This window comes from Paraburkholderia sp. A3BS-1L (assembly GCF_051125215.1).
GTDB lineage: Bacteria > Pseudomonadota > Gammaproteobacteria > Burkholderiales > Burkholderiaceae > Paraburkholderia.
Genome location: NZ_CP120443.1, coordinates 1,965,610 through 1,982,166 on the forward strand (window position 1 = coordinate 1,965,610; position 16,557 = coordinate 1,982,166).

General features: G+C 63.6%; 20 protein-coding genes. 8 read left to right on the plus strand and 12 right to left on the minus strand.

The genetic code is table 11. The features are described 5' to 3' along the window. Positions 1 to 250 precede the first annotated feature (250 nt). The 8 genes from P5W99_RS23985 to P5W99_RS24020 all read left to right on the plus strand — a co-directional run bounded on the left by P5W99_RS23985 (position 251) and on the right by P5W99_RS24020 (position 7,702). Positions 251 to 835, plus strand: coding sequence for a sigma-70 family RNA polymerase sigma factor (locus tag P5W99_RS23985; protein WP_421027031.1), 585 nt, complete (start codon positions 251 to 253; stop codon positions 833 to 835). Beyond that, the gene (locus tag P5W99_RS23990; protein WP_421025870.1) at positions 832 to 1,563 is read left to right on the plus strand and encodes an anti-sigma factor; all 732 of its coding nucleotides are present in this window, start codon (positions 832 to 834) and stop codon (positions 1,561 to 1,563) included. Before P5W99_RS23985 ends, P5W99_RS23990 begins: the two co-directional genes overlap by 4 nt. Before the next feature lie 154 nt (positions 1,564 to 1,717). Further along, entirely contained in the window at positions 1,718 to 2,512 is a 795-nt protein-coding gene (locus P5W99_RS23995) for a DUF1295 domain-containing protein (protein WP_421025871.1), read from the plus strand. 37 nt (positions 2,513 to 2,549) lie between these two features. Next, positions 2,550 to 3,650 carry an SAM-dependent methyltransferase gene (locus P5W99_RS24000; RefSeq protein ID WP_421025872.1) on the plus strand — a complete coding sequence of 367 codons (1,101 nt, stop codon included), beginning with the start codon at positions 2,550 to 2,552 and terminating at the stop codon, positions 3,648 to 3,650. Further along, positions 3,647 to 4,273: a lipocalin family protein gene (locus tag P5W99_RS24005; RefSeq protein WP_421025873.1), complete on the plus strand. Its 627-nt coding sequence runs from the start codon at positions 3,647 to 3,649 to the stop codon at positions 4,271 to 4,273. Before P5W99_RS24000 ends, P5W99_RS24005 begins: the two co-directional genes overlap by 4 nt. Before the next feature lie 80 nt (positions 4,274 to 4,353). Further along, positions 4,354 to 5,661, plus strand: coding sequence for an NAD(P)/FAD-dependent oxidoreductase (locus tag P5W99_RS24010; protein ID WP_434663337.1), 1,308 nt, complete (start codon positions 4,354 to 4,356; stop codon positions 5,659 to 5,661). Then, the gene (locus P5W99_RS24015) at positions 5,658 to 6,494 is read left to right on the plus strand and encodes a DUF1365 domain-containing protein (RefSeq protein ID WP_434663339.1); all 837 of its coding nucleotides are present in this window, start codon (positions 5,658 to 5,660) and stop codon (positions 6,492 to 6,494) included. Before P5W99_RS24010 ends, P5W99_RS24015 begins: the two co-directional genes overlap by 4 nt. Then, positions 6,491 to 7,702 carry a class I SAM-dependent methyltransferase gene (locus P5W99_RS24020; RefSeq protein WP_434663342.1) on the plus strand — a complete coding sequence of 404 codons (1,212 nt, stop codon included), beginning with the start codon at positions 6,491 to 6,493 and terminating at the stop codon, positions 7,700 to 7,702. Before P5W99_RS24015 ends, P5W99_RS24020 begins: the two co-directional genes overlap by 4 nt. 121 nt (positions 7,703 to 7,823) lie before the next feature. Here the strand turns inward: P5W99_RS24020 and P5W99_RS24025 are convergent, their stop codons facing one another. The 12 genes from P5W99_RS24025 to P5W99_RS24080 all read right to left on the minus strand — a co-directional run bounded on the left by P5W99_RS24025 (position 7,824) and on the right by P5W99_RS24080 (position 16,457). Next, complete coding sequence (locus tag P5W99_RS24025) at positions 7,824 to 8,468, minus strand: hypothetical protein (protein WP_421079601.1); 645 nt, start codon at positions 8,466 to 8,468, stop codon at positions 7,824 to 7,826. Positions 8,469 to 8,489: 21 nt separating this feature from the next. Further along, positions 8,490 to 8,732 carry a hypothetical protein gene (locus P5W99_RS24030; protein WP_421025878.1) on the minus strand — a complete coding sequence of 81 codons (243 nt, stop codon included), beginning with the start codon at positions 8,730 to 8,732 and terminating at the stop codon, positions 8,490 to 8,492. A 72-nt stretch (positions 8,733 to 8,804) separates the two neighbouring features. Further along, positions 8,805 to 9,050 carry a hypothetical protein gene (locus P5W99_RS24035; RefSeq protein ID WP_421025879.1) on the minus strand — a complete coding sequence of 82 codons (246 nt, stop codon included), beginning with the start codon at positions 9,048 to 9,050 and terminating at the stop codon, positions 8,805 to 8,807. A 104-nt stretch (positions 9,051 to 9,154) separates the two neighbouring features. Beyond that, the gene (locus tag P5W99_RS24040) at positions 9,155 to 9,412 is read right to left on the minus strand and encodes a hypothetical protein (RefSeq protein WP_421025880.1); all 258 of its coding nucleotides are present in this window, start codon (positions 9,410 to 9,412) and stop codon (positions 9,155 to 9,157) included. Between the two features lie 303 nt (positions 9,413 to 9,715). Further along, on the minus strand, positions 9,716 to 10,285 hold the full coding sequence (locus tag P5W99_RS24045) for an Hsp20/alpha crystallin family protein (RefSeq protein WP_421025881.1): 570 nt from the start codon (positions 10,283 to 10,285) through the stop codon (positions 9,716 to 9,718). Positions 10,286 to 10,572: 287 nt separating this feature from the next. Further along, the gene (locus P5W99_RS24050) at positions 10,573 to 10,980 is read right to left on the minus strand and encodes an Hsp20/alpha crystallin family protein (protein WP_421025882.1); all 408 of its coding nucleotides are present in this window, start codon (positions 10,978 to 10,980) and stop codon (positions 10,573 to 10,575) included. A 15-nt stretch (positions 10,981 to 10,995) separates the two neighbouring features. Further along, complete coding sequence (locus P5W99_RS24055) at positions 10,996 to 11,436, minus strand: Hsp20/alpha crystallin family protein (RefSeq protein WP_421025883.1); 441 nt, start codon at positions 11,434 to 11,436, stop codon at positions 10,996 to 10,998. Positions 11,437 to 11,784: 348 nt separating this feature from the next. Next, positions 11,785 to 12,444, minus strand: a complete 660-nt coding sequence (locus P5W99_RS24060) for a carbonic anhydrase (RefSeq protein WP_421025884.1) — start codon at positions 12,442 to 12,444, stop codon at positions 11,785 to 11,787. A 303-nt stretch (positions 12,445 to 12,747) separates the two neighbouring features. Continuing rightward, entirely contained in the window at positions 12,748 to 13,740 is a 993-nt protein-coding gene (locus tag P5W99_RS24065) for a D-alanyl-D-alanine carboxypeptidase family protein (protein ID WP_434663349.1), read from the minus strand. A gap of 145 nt (positions 13,741 to 13,885) precedes the next feature. Beyond that, entirely contained in the window at positions 13,886 to 15,151 is a 1,266-nt protein-coding gene (locus tag P5W99_RS24070; protein ID WP_434663351.1) for a leucine-rich repeat domain-containing protein, read from the minus strand. Positions 15,152 to 15,257: 106 nt separating this feature from the next. After that, positions 15,258 to 15,575, minus strand: a complete 318-nt coding sequence (locus tag P5W99_RS24075) for a hypothetical protein (protein WP_421025887.1) — start codon at positions 15,573 to 15,575, stop codon at positions 15,258 to 15,260. A 336-nt stretch (positions 15,576 to 15,911) separates the two neighbouring features. Further along, positions 15,912 to 16,457: a hypothetical protein gene (locus tag P5W99_RS24080; RefSeq protein WP_434663355.1), complete on the minus strand. Its 546-nt coding sequence runs from the start codon at positions 16,455 to 16,457 to the stop codon at positions 15,912 to 15,914. Positions 16,458 to 16,557: the final 100 nt, after the last annotated feature.

The window sequence follows — 16,557 nt, forward strand, 5'->3', positions numbered from 1 at the left end:
TTTCAACCGGAAACGGAAAACGATGTGCCGCAGCTTCCGCTACGTCCTGCCATCAAGTTTGCGGGCAGCCCCCAGCCGGATGACGCGGACCGCCTGCATCCGCAACCCAATTTCTAGCGTATCTGGGACATAAGAGGAGCGATCGTTTCGTGACGCACCTTACCGGCCTTACTACCGCCTACTTCACTTTACTGTCATGCTATATTCCGGGCCACATCCCTTGCAAAGCACAAGCTACCCCACGCCCGGCATGCAAGACACGCCCGACATGAGCACGAGCCACGATGCCGATGAGGTCCGCCGCGCTCATCTCAATCTCGTATTGCGCCGCGTCTGTGAAGGAGACCAGCAAGCTTTTACGGACTTCTACAAGCTCACCTCCTCACGTGTTTTTGCGATTGTCGTCCGGATGATCCACGATCGCGGCGAAGCCGAAGACGTGCTCCAGAACGTCTACACGAATGTGTGGCGCCGCGCGGACACGTTCGACCCGGAGCGCGGCAGCGCCATGACGTGGCTCGTTACGCTCGCGCGCAATGCCACGATCGACCGCATGCGCCAGCATCGCGAAGCCACGCTTGATGAGGAACAGGCGGCCGAAATCGCCGACGACGCTCCCAGGCCCGAGGATGTCGCCCAGTTCACCGAGGAACGGCGCCGGCTCGAACGCTGTCTCGGCGCGCTCGAGCCCACGCAGCGCAGCGCTGTGCGCGAGGCGTTCTTCAGCGGCTCGACCTATAGCGAACTGGCGCAACGTCTGCACGTGCCGCTCGGCACCATGAAGAGCTGGATCCGGCGCAGCCTGATCCAGTTGAAGCTGTGTCTCGAACGATGAATACGCCTGCCCCCTCCGACGACGAACTGCGTTGCGCCGAATATGCGCTCGGCGTGCTTGACAGCGACTCGCGCCGCGCGCTCGAGCGCGAGGTGCTGCGCAATGCGGCGCTGCGTGCGAGGCTGGATACCTGGCTCACGCGTTTCGCGCCGCTTGCAGCAGATCTGCCCGTCATCGATCCGCCGCCCCGTGTCTGGACCCGCATCCAGCGCGATCTGGGCTTCCTGCCCATTTCGACCACGCCTCGCGCGCGCGGCGGATGGTGGAACGACGTCGGCTTGTGGCGTTGGCTCGGCATCGGGGCGAGTGCCGCCGCGCTCGTGCTGCTCGCCGTCAACCTCGTGACGCTGCGTGAGGTGCAGCGTCCTGCTGCCGTGGTGGCGCAGAACGGCTACATGGTGGCGACGATCGCACGCAGCGACGGCGTCGCGCACTGGACTGCGACAGTCGACGTGCGGCGAGCCCGCATGGTGATCGTGCCCGCTGTCCATCCGCAGGTCGCCTCCGGCCGCTCCACCGAGCTGTGGCTGATACCGCCCGGCGAGAAGCCCATTGCGCTCGGCATTTTCCCGAGCGACGCACCGGCGTCGATGCCGTTGCCTGCACATATCCTCGCGCAAATGAGCACGCGCGCGGTGCTTGCCGTTTCCGTCGAACCACAGGGCGGATCGCCTACAGGGCAACCGACTGGACCGGTGATCGCGACCGGCGCGATGCATATCGCTTGAGCGGCGCACATCGTCGCAATCCGCACCGAACGCTCGGGCCGCCATTGGCGGCCTTTTTTTTGCTCTCCCGGCTTGCCAATCCCGTTGTGGATGCATCCATTCCGCCGCCCGGTACGTATAAGCGGATGGAATCCACAACCGGAGATCCTCGCCGATGCTCCCGATCGCCATCATTTCCGCAGCCGCAGCTGGACTGGCGCTGGCGTTTTCCATCGTCTGGCTATGGCAATTGCGCACCAACAACGCCGGCATGATCGACCCGGTATGGGCCGGCGCGCTTGGCGCCGTCGCCGTGCTCGCGGGCGTCGCCAGCAACGGCGCGACATTGAACCGGGTGCTCGTCGCGGCGGGTGGCGGCGCCTGGGGCATGCGGCTCGCACTCCACTTGTGGCGTCGCAACCATGGCAAGCCCGAGGATGCGCGTTATCGCCAGTTCCGTGAGCAGTGGGCGAGCGCTGCGCCGCGCAACTTCTTCTGGTTCTTTCAGTTGCAGGCGCTGGTCGCCCTGCTGCTTGCCGTCGCTTTCTTCGTGCCCGCCACGAGCCCCCAGACCGTGCCGATCGCAAGCGCGGCTGCCGCAGTCGCTGTCTGGCTGGTCTCCGTATCCGGCGAGGCGCTCGCCGACCGGCAGCTCGAGCGCTTCATCTCCGACGAGCGGCACCGCAACCAGGTCTGTCGCGCGGGTCTTTGGCGCTACTCACGCCATCCGAACTATTTCTTCGAGTGCCTTCATTGGCTTGCCTACACGGTGTTGTCGATCCGGCTGCCCTGGGGTTGGCTGACCATCGCGCCGCCGCTGCTGATGGCGTGGCTGCTGATGAAGGTGTCGGGCGTCCCGCTGCTCGAAGCGCGCCTCGCCAGGACGCGGGCGGGGTACGACGAATACATCCGGACCACCAGCGCCCTGATTCCCTGGCCGCCCGCGCGGGATCGCCATCCGCAGCCATGACGCCGACCCCATCCACACACCGACGAGGAGCCGCACGATGAGCACGACCCTGACCCACTCACGCGACGACAAGGCCATCGACGATCACTGGATCATCCGCTGCTGCGAGCGAGGCTGGCTTCCCGATGCGCTGGTTCGCTCAGGCATGCGGCGCCTGCTTGGAGCGCGCCTGCGCGACGAGGGCGCTCGCGACAGCGAGCGCAGCGCCGAAGCCCTCCAGCGCCTGCTTGCCGAGCTGCGCAGCAGCCCCATCGCCATCGAGGCGCCGGCCGCGAACGCACAGCATTATGAAGTGCCGGCTGCATTCTTCGAAGCGCATCTCGGCCCGCGCATGAAGTACTCGTGCGGCTACTATCCGCGCGGCGACGAAACCCTTGCGCAAGCCGAAGAGGCGATGCTCGCCTGCTACCTCGAACGTGCCGGGCTTGCCGACGGGCAGCGCATCCTCGATCTCGGATGCGGCTGGGGATCGCTCTCGCTTTGGCTCGCGCCGCGTCTTGTGCATGCGGACATCGTTGCGCTGTCGAACTCGCACGGGCAGCGCCGATTCATCGAGGCGCAGGCAACCCGCCTGCGCCTGCACAACCTGCGGGTCGTGACCGGCAATATCGCCGACTTCGAATTCCCCGCCAGCGAGCCCGGATTCGACCGCATCGTCTCGGTCGAGATGTTCGAGCACATGAAAAACTACGGACTCCTGCTCGCAAAAATCGCGCGCTGGCTGCGCGACGATGGCCGCCTCTTCGTGCATCTCTTCGCGCACCGCACGCTCGCTTATCAGTTTGCCTCGCGCGATACCGCAGACTGGATGTCGCGCCACTTTTTCACAGGCGGCACGATGCCCTCCGCGGCACTGCTGCTCAACTTCCAGGACGATCTTCGCGTCACACGGCAATGGTGGCTGGACGGCCGCCACTACGCCCGCACGGCACAGCACTGGCTCGAGGCACTCGACAGCGCGCGCGACCGCGTCCTTGCGATTTTCGCCGACGTCTACGGCGAGGACGCCGCACTCTGGCTGCAGCGCTGGCGCATGTTCTATATGGCGGTCGCGGAGTTGTTCGGGTATGCGCAGGGTAGCGAATGGGGCGTCGCGCACTACCTGCTCGAGAAACGCGAAGCGCAGGCGCACGCATGATGCTCGCGAGGACATCGAGCGTCGCCTGGGTGCGCCTGCTCGCGGCAGCGCTTTTCGCCTCTGGCGCATTGGCACCCTTGTCGGGTTGCACCGGCGAACGCTCCAACCCGAACCCGCGCGCCGCGCTGCCGCTGCACACCGTGGCGGTAGACCTGCCGCGCTATATGGGGCGCTGGTACGTGATCGCCAACATCCCGTACTTTGCCGAACGCGGCTTCGTTGCGAGCCGCGCCGAATGGACTCTTCGTCCCGATGGCCGCATTGACGACGCTTTCATTGGCCGCAAGGGCGGATTCGATCGGCCCGAGCGCCGTTATCAGTTCCTCGATACGGTGAAGCCCGGCAGCGGCGGCGGCGAGTGGAGCGTGCGCCTCTTCTGGCCGGTCTATGTGACGCAGCTGACCCTGTATGTCGACCCGGACTATCGCTACACCATCGTCGGGTACCCGGGCAAGACGCTCGGCTGGATCTTCGCGCGGCAGCCGCAGATCAGCGAGGACGCGTATCGCGCGCTGCTGGCGCGGCTCGACGCGATGGGCTACGACACCTCGCGGTTCAGGCGCGTGCCCCAGTTGCCCGGCCCGGCTGGCCAGCCGGGCTTCGCAAAACCGGACGACGGCTGAGCGGCCCTGCATCCGACTCTTTGCCTCGTCCGTACCTACGCCGGAACAACCCATGCCATGCGAAGCGGAGATTGACCTCCATGCATCCAGTACCGACTCAGGCCCGGCCCAATCAGCGCATCGCCGTCGTGGGCGCCGGCATTGCCGGCCTCGCCAGCGCTTACCTGCTCTCGCGCCGCCACCGCGTCACGCTTTTCGAGGCTGCGGACTATCTGGGTGGCCACACACACACAGTCGACGTCGAACTCGACGGCCTGTGCTGCCCTGTCGATACCGGTTTCCTCGTCTTCAACGATCGCACCTATCCGAACCTCGTTGCACTCTTCGACGAACTCGGCGTGCGAGCCCATCGTACCGACATGTCGTTTTCAGTGTCGCTGGACAATGGCCGCCTCGAGTGGGCCGGAACCAACCTCAACACGGTCTTCGCGCAGCGGCGCAACCTGTTCTCTCCCAGCTTCCTCGGCATGCTGCGCGACATCCTGCGCTTCAACGCGTCGGCCGAGCAGCATCTCGCCAGCGCGAGCCGCAATCGCTGTTCAGTTGGCGAACTGCTTCTCGAGGGCCGCTACGGAGCGCCATTCCAGCGTCAATACCTGCTGCCCATGGCCGCCGCTATCTGGTCCAGTGCGGCAAATGACATCCTGCGCTTTCCCGCCGCCACCTTCCTGCGCTTCTGTCTGAACCACGCCCTGCTGCAGGTGAACAGCCGGCCGCCCTGGAAGACGGTGGCCGGGGGCGGCCGCGAGTACGTGCGGCGCATCGCCGCCGTGCTCGACGACGTGCGCACCAACACGCCCGTGCGAGCAGTCCGGCGCGATGCCAGCAGCGTCACGGTCGTCACCGACGATGCCGGGCACGAGCGCTTCGACGCTATCGTGCTGGCAAGCCACGCGCCGACGAGCCTGCGACTGCTCGCCGACGCCGACGAGGCCGAACGCGGCGTGCTCGGCGCCGTGCGCTACCAGCGCAACGTCGCGACGCTGCACACCGACACGCGACTGTTGCCGCGCCGCCGCCGCGTGTGGTCCGCCTGGAACTACCTCGGCGGCCGCGCGCTGCATGAGCGAGACAACGGCCAGCCCACCTGCGTGAGTTATCTGCTCAACCAGTTGCAGCATCTGCCCTTGCGCACGCCGGTGGTCGTGACGCTGAACCCGGTTACGGAGCCCGCTCCCGGGCACGAGATCGGCCGCTACCGCTACGAACATCCGCTGCTCGATCTGGCCTGTGTCGACGCCCAGCAGCGCCTGCCCGCCTTGCAGGGACGCCGCCGCACATGGTACGCAGGCGCGTGGACCGGTTACGGCTTTCACGAGGACGGCCTGAAGTCGGCGCTGCGCGTCGCGCGTGCATTCGACTCGATGCCGGCGTGGGCGGTACTGTGAAAGTGAAAGCGCATCCGGACACCTGCCACGCTCATGCGGCCAGCCTGCTCACCGGTCGCGTGACGCATGCACGCCTGCGCCCCGCCACGCATCGCTTTGCCTACTCCGTGTTCTACGTGCGCTGTGATCTGGGACGGCTCGCGCAGGTCGAGCGCTGGTGGTTGCGCATAGACCGCTGGGCGCCGCTGGGCCTTGCTACGCGCGACTATGGTCCGCGCGACGGCCGCCCGCTCGAAGCATGGATGCGCGAACGACTGGCCGAAGCAGACATTCCCGCCGATGGCCCGATCTGGCTGCAGACCATGCCACGCTTATTCGGCTACGCATTCAACCCCGTGAGCTTCTGGTTCTGTCATGACCGTACCGGAGCATTGCGCGCGCTTTATGCCGACGTGCGCAATACGTTTGGCGGACACCACGGCTATCTGCTGAGCGCACCCGGCCACGGCCCCATCGGCGACGACACCTTGCTCATATGCCGCAAGACATTCCATGTTTCGCCGTTCTGCGACGTCAAGGGCAGGTACGAGTTTCGGGTGCGCCAGGGCGGCGAGCGCATCGCGATCGACTACGCCGATGCCGACGGACCGCTCTTGCGCACTGCCCTCAGGCTACGCGCAAAGCCGCTCACAGGCGTAGGCGTGTTGAGCGCGCTAATCCGTCTACCGCTAGCCATCGTTGCCGTCATCCCGCGAATCCACTGGCAAGCACTGCGGCTGTGGCTCAAGTGCGTGCCGTTTTACGGCTCGCGGCCGCCCTCGTGCGAGTCGGGCACTTCCACTTCTCACTCCATCACGCATTCCCCGCGTCACGATGAGGACACCTGCTCATGACCCTGCTGCATTCGCTCTCCACTCCGGTCGCACTGCCGTTTCATGCGCGGCTTTTTCTCGGCGTGCTGCGACGCATCCGTGTCGGCCATCTTGAGCTTTCGACACCGGGGGGCGCCCATTATGTCTTCGGCGACCCGCATCAGCAGCCGGGCGCGGTGCTGCGCGTGCTCGACTGGCGAGCCTGCCGCGCCATCCTGCGCGCAGGCGACATCGGTCTCGCCGACGCGTACCGTGCCCAATGGATCGATTCCCCCGATTTCCCCGCCCTGCTGCGACTCGCGATCCGCAACGAAGCGGCGGTCGCGCGCACGGTACACGGCGGCCGGATTCCCCAGTTCTGGTACAACCTGCGCCACCGGCTTCGCATGAACACGCGTGCGGGCAGCCGGCGCAACATTCACGCTCATTACGACATCGGCAACGCGTTCTACGCACAGTGGCTCGACCAAACATGGACCTACTCCAGCGCGTGGTTCGACGGCGACATGTCGCGCACGCTCGAGGCAGCCCAGAGCGCGAAGTATCAGCGCATCGTCGATACGCTCGGCCTGCGGCCCGGCATGCGCGTACTGGAGATCGGTTGCGGCTGGGGCGGCTTCGCGCGGCATGCCGCGCGCCTTGGGATCGCCGTGCACGGCGTGACGATCTCTGCGAGCCAGCACGCGTTCGCCGTCGAACGCATTCGCAACGAGGGACTCGAGCGCCACGCCCATATCGAACTGCGCGACTACCGCGACGTGCGCGGCCAATACGACGCGGTCGTGTCGATCGAAATGTTCGAAGCCGTCGGCGAAACCTGGTGGTCCACATGGTTCCGCACATTGCGCGAGTGCCTCGCACCCCGTGCGTGTGCGCTTGTGCAGACCATCACGATCGACGAAACCCGCTTCGCGGCCTATCGCGCGGCCAGCGACTTCATCCGCGAATTCGTTTTCCCGGGCGGTATGTTGCCCAGCCCCCAGCGATTCGCGCGCGCCGCCGCGAAAGCGGGACTTGTCGCACAGCCATCGCTTTCGTTCGGGCTCGATTACGCGCATACGTTGAATCTCTGGCGGCATGCGTTTGAATCGCGCCTCGATGCCATCTGCGCACTCGGCCTGGACGAGACCTTTGTGCGCACCTGGCGCCTCTACCTCGCGTACTGCGAAGCAGCCTTTGCCGAGCGCCGCACTGACGTGATGCAGTTCGTTGTGACGAAGGGACACTGACATGCAATCGAGACTGGCCCGTGTGGGCCAACTCTGGGAGGAACACCCGCTGGGCGGATTCGACGAGCCGTTTGCTCTCCTTATCACCTACCGCAGAACCATAAAGGCGCAACACGCGACCCTACTCGCGAGCGCATTTTTCCCGGCGATATACGTGCGGCGAGTCAACCCATCCGTTTCGCACGGGGAGGCGAGCCGCCCGGGGCTCGTCGCGACCGACTGGCAGGCCAATCGCCGAGAGAAGGCATCGTGCCTGAGCGAAACCGCTTTGCGGATAGCGCTCGAAAATTCGGTTGAACGCCTCGACGAGTGGACGGGCACGCTCCGGCACGGGCGCGTCAGGCCCCAGCATCAAGGCGGTTTGTCCAAACTTGACCGGTCCAGCCTTTATCAAGGCTCGCAGCCCGGAATTCGGGCTGCCGCGCCCGAACAACTCCACGCCGTATATGCGGATCATGGCGCGCACGATCGCTTCCGCAGCAGGCGTAAGCGGCGGCATGGCCTCGACCAGGCGCAGATGCGGTGAGCGCACATCCGGCGTGGTGAAACGTCCGATACCGTCGATATCGGCTTCCAGACGCTGCACCGGCAGATCAGCGCTAAAGAGCAGGAGCCGGATGCGTTCATAAAGCGCGTCGTGGTCAGGATTGGTGACTGTGATGTCTGTCATTCTCTTTTCCTCGAAGTGGCTTGAGCCCAAATGGTTCCGGAGGCGCAACGAACCGGAATCGGATCGACCGTCGAATCCACAGGTGTTCGCGCCCATCCGGCAATCACTGACTGGAAGCTAAGTCCGTCGAACATACCGGTCCGAAACGACTGAGCGTTGCTGGATCCATGCGACGGCAAGCTCCAAAGCTTCATCGCGCGCTTCCTGGGCGTTGGCGAAATCTCCATCGACACCGAGCGTGCGTATTTCGCCCGCCCGGTCGGTGACAATGGCTGCGGCTGTGTAACGGCCGCTCACCGTGACGGTTACCACCGGCCGGACCTCGCAGCCGTGATACTCAATAACTTTGCCCGTTTGCATATGACACCTCCGCCAGAGCGTGTCCGAAACATGTCCAGACACGCGGAATTCGCGTCCAGTCCGCGCAGCCCGTCATTCCTCGTCCCGCACGCCCGGGTTGCCCTCCATGAGGCAGGACGCTGCTGCGCCCGGGTGGAGTGCGTCGAGGAACGTTCTGCCCTTCCCGGTCAGGTAGGCGCGGCGTGCGCCCTCCGCGCAATGCTCCAGCATGACCAGTTGGCGCTCTAGCAGCGCGTCGAGTTCGGCGCGGTTCATGTCGAGTTGGTCCGGCGCTTGACGAACCAGCATCAGGGTCGCAAATTCGTGTGGACTGAGCATTTTCCTCTCCCGGAAAGCAGGGTCCCGAAAGCGGGAGCCCCCGCGGAAAAATGAAACGAAGCGCAAGCCCGGCAGGGGCCGCGCTACCGTGCGACGCCGCGCTGTCATGCGAGGCATCGCGCCGGCGAACCCGAGACGTCGAAATCGGGGCTGAGCGCGAAGGCGCGCCAGATGTGCGGGTGGCGCACCTCGCCAAGCTGCGGGCGCAGCCCGCGTGGAATCTGCCGATGTCGACGGGGGGGAAAGGGTTCGCTGCGCGTGGCGCGCAGGCTTGCGGGAATGCCCGCGAAGACGCTGGCCATCTGCCGTTGCAGGCGCTCGAATTCGCCCAGCGGATCGGCGCTGAAGAAAAGATCGCTCATGACTGGCTCCCTGAAACCGGGGCCGCCCACGAAAGACGAATGGAACCACGCGCTCCAGTCCGCCTGCCCGTGGGAAACCCCGCCGACAAACAAATCGAAACACGCAGCGCTTATCGCAGCTGCCTGAGCGATGCATAAAATAGCGCAAGGAACGGAAATTTCAAGGGGCCCTGCAACATGTCAACGGGGCATCCTGCTGCCGCACTGAAACAATTTGTTGCAAAGAGCCGTCTTTGCGCCCCCTTGAAGGGCGCAATGGCCGTCTTTATTTTGCTTTCCGCCATAGCGCTTTGCATGCTCGCCTTAACCGATATCGATCGTGCGGCTCGTAGACGGCGCCGGCTCCGTTTTCGGCACGGTCAACGTCAGTATGCCGTTGTCGAACTTTGCCAGCGCGCGGCCGGGATCGGCATATTCAGGCATCGGGATCGTGCGCACGAAGCGTCCGTGGGCACGCTCCAGGCGATAGCAGCCGTTTTCCTCACTGCGCATATCCTGCTTTTTCTCACCGCGCAGTACGATCGCGCCGTCCTCGACGCTCACCTTCACGTCTTCGCGCTCCATCCCGGGCAGTTCTGCGGTTACGCGCAGCACCGGTCCCTCATCGACGACGTCGATGCGCGGCTCGAATCGCGATGAACTGAAGTCGCCGAACCATCGTTCGAGCGCGCCACGGCCCGCAAACGGGTCGTGAAAAAACTCCTCCACGGCGCGCCATGGTTCGCGCGAGAACAGTCGCGCGATGTCGGGCAAGGAGGCGCGCCATTGTTCATTTTCGTTCGCCGGCGGCCTCTCCGGGCTGTCCGCGTCGGACTTGCGCACAGCCCCGCGAAGGAACTTGAAGGGATTCCACTTTTTCGGATCGGGGTTCATCGTTTCCTCCTCTGGTATCTCTCAGGAGAACCGTATTCCGGTCGTGGCGCCTGCGCCCTGCTTTTTTCCGCTTCGCGTCGCGCTGCGCCTGCAGCGGTCAGCCACCGCTGTGCACTGTGCATGTCGGTGCAGATGCCAGCCGGCCATCGCATTCAATCCCGGCGATGTACCTGGCTGTCGGGAACGGCTGGCTTACCCGCGTCTGCGCTGCCGGCGGGCGGCGGGCAGGCAGCGGCCAGGCAGCCGCCACCCGGACGCTTCCCGCCGTTGCGGCCCGCGCGTCGGCTTCAGCCGGTGCGCACTTCGATCCGCCGCGGGCGCGCCTCGTCGCGGCGCGGGATCGTGAGCTTCAGTACGCCGTCCTGCAGACTCGCCTCGATCTTCGACGTATCGAAGTCCGGAGAGAGCGTGAACGTGCGCGCAAAGCGCGGCTCACGGACCTCCGCATGCTGCAGCCGCAGATTTGCCGGTGTCGGCACAACCGCCTCAGCCTCGATGACGAGACTGCTGTCATGGACCCGCACATCGAGCTTGTCGCGGGTGACGCCCGGCAGGTCGGCCCACAACGTGACGCCCTGGCTGCCCTCGTAGATATCGACAGCGGGCGTAATCGTCATCCGCCGCGCGGCGGCCCCGCTTTCGCTGCGCGTGAGCGCTGACTGATCGCGCTTGCTCAGTTCGGTGGTATCGCTCATTTTCGGCCTCCCGGATTACTGGACGGTGATCGCACGCGGCTTCGACGATTCGCGCTTGCCGATGGCGATCGACAGGCAACCATTCTCGTAGCGCGCCTGAACCTTGTCGGGGTCTGCGTTTTCCGGCAGTTCGATGACCCGACGGAATGCGCCAGTGAAGCGCTCCTGCGCATAAACTCGTGCGTCCTCGCCGGCATCCAGTTGAGTCGGCTTGCGCTCACCGCTGATGGTCAGCAGCCCCTTGTCGATCGATACGTCGAGTTCCGCCGCACTAACGCCGGGTGCAAACGCGACGATCTGAATCGAGTCGTCGGTGGCGCCAATGTTGACGGGCGGAAATGCGCCGAGGCGGCTCGCCCGAAGACTGGAGGGAAAAGTACCGAAGAGGTTCGCCATCTGCCGCTGCAGCCGGTCGAATTCGCTGAAGAGGTCAGTTCCGAAATAGAGATCGCTCATGATGCTGTTCTCCTCATTGATGCATGGAGGCGAACGGGCCTACGCGCTCCAGTTCGCCCGCCATCTGGCAAAACAAATCGAAACACGCAGCGCACGGGACGTCGGGTCCCGCGCGTCTGCCTGAGCGAAATCCAAGATAGGAATTGCTACGAAAATTTCAAGAACAGAAAACGGCGACTTGCCCTTGAAAATGATGGACGGCTTGCTGGCGTCCGCAGCGAAACCATGAGGTCACGATCGGGGACGACCGTCGCCAAGGACAAGGTTTGTGCGCCGCAACTCGAAACATTTATCGCGGGCGTGCCGGGCTGCCGCCGGGCCACCAACTGGACGACACGCTATTTCGTATCACACCTGCTCGCGTTTGCTCGAAGCCACCGCGACGGTAGTCGGCGAGTCGGCGAGCGACACAAAGCGCCGTGTCGCGCCGTCAAGGGCGTCGATCCTGCCCATTTCGATGTCGTAGACCCAACCATGCAGGTTCATGCGTCCCTGTTCGAGCGCAAGCGCTACCGACGGATGGGTGCGCAAGTTTGCCAACTGCGCGATCACGTTTTCACGTACCAGCCCGTCGAGCTTGGCGCGGGGTGTATCGAACTGATGCGCTGCATTGATTACCTTTGCGGCGTCGGAATGACGTAGCCAGTTCGCGACCGCCGGCATGTGATCCAGGCACGTGCAACGAGAGATCGCGCCCATAGCGCCACAGTCAGAGTGGCCGCAAATCACGATGTCCCGCACGCCCAGTACGGCGACCGCATACTCAACGGTAGCTGATACACCACCTGGTTCTGGACCATATGATGGCACGATGTTACCCGCGTTGCGGATCACGAAAAGTTCGCCCGGCTCGCGCTGTGTTAGCAGCTCCGGCACAACGCGGCTGTCCGAGCAAGTGACGAACAGCGCCTTCGGATTTTGCGTCGTTGCGAGCTGCCGGAAAAGCTCAACGCGCTCCGGATAGACCTCGCGTTGAAAGCGCAGAAAACCGTCGATGATGTCACGCATGGCGTCCTCCTGGTTTGAATGCAAATGCTGGCACGACCGTTCGATGCACTGTCGCGCTGGTGCGACGTATTTTATCGTTGATTTCGAGTGTCGACCGAGCGAGAAGATTCATCCCGAGACGTCATGCGGAGGATGGAGCCAAGCACGATTTTTTATTCTGCCCTATCGGACAAGAACCGAGACGTGCTTTCCATTTCACACCAAGTTGCTCTACCGCGTGACAGGCTTCATGCTTGACATGGCGTTGCGGATTGAGGTCCCGGTGGGGACACTGGGGTATCTTGCCCCACCGGGCGCAAAGCATCATGGAGCCGAAGAGGCAACGACCGTGCGGTGTTCGCGCTTGCCGGCATGGTGCCGGAAGGTCTGCCAGTGCGCGCCAGACGCTGAGGCGCTCCGGTGCGATACGAATCGCACGTTGACGCGAGACGAACGCGCGAGCCTCAAATGGCGATGATCCAGCCGCGCGTCTGCGTACCAGTGCGGCGTGACGACCGGCGTTTCGTCGCCGTTCAGCCAGCGGCGTATCGTGACAAGGTCCGCCGAGCGCCCCCACGATGTTTGCGAGCCGAGCAGCGCGATCGTCACCTGACCGCCGGGCATGTTGGCATCGACCACGATGCAGCGTCCCGCCTCGCGGATATAGCCGGTCTTGGCAACCAGCACGTCCCAATCGGCCGAGCGGACAATCGGGTCGGTGTTGTGATAGAACCGCGTCCTCATGCCGATCTGCTCTTTGTAACGGGGAAGCGTCGTATATTCGCTGATCAATGGATAGTGCGACGCAGCGGTGGCCAACTTCACGACATCGCGTGCCGTCGAAAGATTGCCCGGCGAGAGCCCGCTTGGATCGTCGAAGTGCGTATCTGCCATATGCAGCGCGCGCGCCTTTTCGTTCATCTTCTGGATGAACGCTGGCTGGCCGCCCGGAAACGCACGCGACAACGCAGACGCCGCGCGATTCTCGGACGCCATGAGCGCCAGCCGCAGCATCTCTGCGCGCTCCAGCGACACACCAATCGGAAGGCGCGACCCGGAATGCTTGAGCCGGTCGATGTCGTTGTCGTCGACGGTCACCGTGTCGCCCAGCGGCTGGGCGCTGTCCAACACCACCATTGCGGTCATCAGCTTGGTAAGCGAGGCAATCGGCTGGGCGTCGTCGGCGTTCTTTTCCAGCAGGACCTTACCGCTCGCGACGTCGTAGACGATCGCGCTATGCGAATAGAGGAAAGGCGTTTGTGCCCACGCGGCGAAAGGCGCAGACGCGAGCACTAGCGCGCCGAGGAAGTGTTTCATGGCATTCACACCCTGGGACGGCAATCAAGCGATGGCAGGTCCAACGTGCAGGACGATTCCCAACAACTAAACTGTAGTGGCTGGTTGCCGAAATGAGTGTGTGAAAGAGGACAGAATTTTGCAGCGCGCGGCGCAAACCGGGTGGTCACCAAACAATTCGGGTGTTGGGCAACGCCGTTTTGAGGTCATCGGCATTTGTGACCTTGGTACCGTAGAGAACGAGTTCCCGCAACCCGGTCAGCCCTTTCAGTACGTCGACGTCCTTGACCGGCGCGTTGGCGAGATAGAGCTCTCGCAGGCCCTTCAGCCCCTTCAGCGCATCGATGTCCTGAACCTTGGTGCGAAACAGATTGAGCGTTCGAAGGCCCTTGAGATTGCTCAGAGCATCGATGTTTTCGACGCTGGTGTCGGAGAGATTGAGTCTTTGCAGGCTCGTCAGGCCCTTTAGCGCGTCGATATTCGTGACTTGCGTGCGGGCAAGAACAAGGGTGTCCAGCTGGAGCAATCCCCGCAACGGGTCGATATTCTCGACCCTGGAGCCGTCGAGCACGAGTGTCTTCAGGTCGGGCATGTCCGTCAGCACATCGATGTCGCTGACGGGAGTATTCGCGAGATAGAGCGCCTGCAGGTCGTGCAGATTCTTCAGGGGATCGAGGCGCTCGACTTGTGTCTCATTCAAATCGAGTATTTTCAACGTGGTCAACTGACCGAGCGGCTTGATATTCCTGACGTTCCTCGCACCACCCAGTTTCAGTGCTTCCAGGCGAGGCAGCTTCGTCAGCGTATCGAGGTCCCGAACCTGCGTATCGCGGAGATCGAGTTGCCGCAGGTCGGTCAGGTCCTTCAGCGCGTCGAGATTCGCCACGCGGGTATCCCAGAGATTGAGCGTTTGCAGACTCGTCAGTTCTTTAACCGCATCGATGTTCTGGACCTGGGTGCGGTGTATCACGAGGCTCTTCAGAGAGCGCATGTCCTTTAGCGCGTCGATGTTCCAGACTGGCGTTCCCGTGAGATCGAGCAACTCCACATCATCGAGGTCTTTCAGCGATTCGATGCTGTCGACCGCGGTGTCCGCCAGACTCAACTCGAGTTTGCGATGAAGCCTGGCCAAATGCGGAACCGCGGCAGCGAGCTGAGACGTGGTCAATGTCGACTTGGCCCGCAATGCCAGGCATCCGGATTCGCGGGTCAGCGCTGAATCGCCGGAGTCATCGCACGCGCCCGCGAAAAATCCCAGGTCGCTCAAGGCCCGTTCATCCAGCTTTTCCCGAAAAGGGCTGAACACCACCAACAGGCTCGCGAGCAAAAGGCCAATGCCCCCGCAGATGACCCAAAGCCTCGCACGACGCGAGACCGACGTGCGTGCGCCTTCCGCAGTGGATTCGTTGTTGGAAGGTGGGAATTCGGCCACTGTGGTCTCCGTTTGTCCTGGATCGCCTCATTAATACACGCGTCGATTACTCACTGGCATCGAGCCTCCGCCATCCTGCCGCAACGATCACATGGCCGGCCCCGCCTCACCCCTTGGGGTGCTTCATGTTCTCCGAGTCGACGGCCGCGTGCCATTCCTCGCTCGCCTCTAACGGTTCCATTGCCTCGTCAATGGAAGCTTTGGCACGCTCGGCGGTCGCCCGCGCGTCGTCTGCCTCGAGTTCCGAATCCTCGTCGACAACCTCAGGGGGCCGGATCATCTCCCTGATCATCGCACGCAATTCGGGGGTATCCCATGGCAGGTGATGCTGCGTTTTCACCTTGATGTAGTGCCTCACTTCCGCATCCTGTTCAGGACTCAGAGGCAATCCCCTGAACGTGCTTTCCGGGCCGACGTCAGTCATGGTTTCCTCCTGTCACCGCGATCCGAACAATCACTCCAGTGTAACGCCGGTGTCGTGACGCCGCCTTGCCCTCTGCGAGGATTCGCGGTTGGCCCCGCCATACTGGGCGATGCTGCCCTCGCACCTGGCAAGAGCTGGCGCGTTGATGAGACCTGCGTCAAGGTCAAAGGCCAATGGAGCAGTTGTGTGAAGATCGCGTCGTCTCGGCTGCAGCCGAACAATTCTACGCTCTCGTTCTGCAAGCGATCCTCTTCATTTAGGGAACCTAATCGCCTATTCGCCCATAACGCGACACAACCTGATTTCGCGTTGGTGGCAGACCAGCGGTCCCGGACGCTATTCGACAGGAGCCGGCTGAACGTTAATTTCCGGTTGGGGTTCGCTGGGCACTTGCGCCGCGGGCGCGACGTCTTCCTCCGGCGTCGGCTGTTCGCTTTGAACGGCGGGAGGCGGGACGCTTTTGATCACAACAGGCGCCTCTGTGGCGGGTGCCGGTGCTCTGGGCTGCGCGGTATGGGCGGCGGTCATGCCCGTGCCGACGTTCGAGCTCGTGGTGTTCGCGCTCTTGAGGAATCCGTGCGAATCGAACAGAAACACGGCCGCTGACGAGTGTGTGTCGGCGCCAGCGACGAGCGAACCGATGAACGGGATATAGCTTTCCGGGTGTGGACGCGATGTCACGTAGGTGTAAACGAGCAGCATCGAACCGTCGTCCAGCGCGGTCTCCACGGACGCCGGGCCGAGCGCCGTTATCACGTCTTGCAGTGTCGTCACGCCGTGCCGGAAGTTCGCCATCTGTTCTGGCCTCACCTCGACACCGGCTGACACGCAACCGGCGAGTAGTGCGCCGCACAGTAGCCCAGTGACCACTTCGCGATTCATGTCTCCTTGCCCCCTCGTATTGATTCTAGGGCGATTCCAGGGCGAATGCGGCAGGCCGGCATGAAACGATCAGCGTCTGCACGCGCACGATCGCTCTTGC

Bases quoted from the DNA above. Each gene is read 5' to 3' on its own strand.
- P5W99_RS23985 (WP_421027031.1), top strand. From the start codon at position 251: ATGCAAGACACGCCCGACATGAGCACGAGCCACGATGCCGATGAGGTC.
- P5W99_RS23990 (WP_421025870.1), top strand. From the start codon at position 832: ATGAATACGCCTGCCCCCTCCGACGACGAACTGCGTTGCGCCGAATAT.
- P5W99_RS23995 (WP_421025871.1), top strand. From the start codon at position 1,718: ATGCTCCCGATCGCCATCATTTCCGCAGCCGCAGCTGGACTGGCGCTG.
- P5W99_RS24000 (WP_421025872.1), top strand. From the start codon at position 2,550: ATGAGCACGACCCTGACCCACTCACGCGACGACAAGGCCATCGACGAT.
- P5W99_RS24005 (WP_421025873.1), top strand. From the start codon at position 3,647: ATGATGCTCGCGAGGACATCGAGCGTCGCCTGGGTGCGCCTGCTCGCG.
- P5W99_RS24010 (WP_434663337.1), top strand. From the start codon at position 4,354: ATGCATCCAGTACCGACTCAGGCCCGGCCCAATCAGCGCATCGCCGTC.
- P5W99_RS24020 (WP_434663342.1), top strand. From the start codon at position 6,491: ATGACCCTGCTGCATTCGCTCTCCACTCCGGTCGCACTGCCGTTTCAT.
- P5W99_RS24025 (WP_421079601.1), bottom strand. From the start codon at position 8,468: ATGGGCGCGAACACCTGTGGATTCGACGGTCGATCCGATTCCGGTTCG.
- P5W99_RS24030 (WP_421025878.1), bottom strand. From the start codon at position 8,732: ATGCAAACGGGCAAAGTTATTGAGTATCACGGCTGCGAGGTCCGGCCG.
- P5W99_RS24035 (WP_421025879.1), bottom strand. From the start codon at position 9,050: ATGCTCAGTCCACACGAATTTGCGACCCTGATGCTGGTTCGTCAAGCG.
- P5W99_RS24040 (WP_421025880.1), bottom strand. From the start codon at position 9,412: ATGAGCGATCTTTTCTTCAGCGCCGATCCGCTGGGCGAATTCGAGCGC.
- P5W99_RS24045 (WP_421025881.1), bottom strand. From the start codon at position 10,285: ATGAACCCCGATCCGAAAAAGTGGAATCCCTTCAAGTTCCTTCGCGGG.
- P5W99_RS24050 (WP_421025882.1), bottom strand. From the start codon at position 10,980: ATGAGCGATACCACCGAACTGAGCAAGCGCGATCAGTCAGCGCTCACG.
- P5W99_RS24055 (WP_421025883.1), bottom strand. From the start codon at position 11,436: ATGAGCGATCTCTATTTCGGAACTGACCTCTTCAGCGAATTCGACCGG.
- P5W99_RS24060 (WP_421025884.1), bottom strand. From the start codon at position 12,444: ATGCGTGACATCATCGACGGTTTTCTGCGCTTTCAACGCGAGGTCTAT.
- P5W99_RS24065 (WP_434663349.1), bottom strand. From the start codon at position 13,740: ATGAAACACTTCCTCGGCGCGCTAGTGCTCGCGTCTGCGCCTTTCGCC.
- P5W99_RS24075 (WP_421025887.1), bottom strand. From the start codon at position 15,575: ATGACTGACGTCGGCCCGGAAAGCACGTTCAGGGGATTGCCTCTGAGT.
- P5W99_RS24080 (WP_434663355.1), bottom strand. From the start codon at position 16,457: ATGAATCGCGAAGTGGTCACTGGGCTACTGTGCGGCGCACTACTCGCC.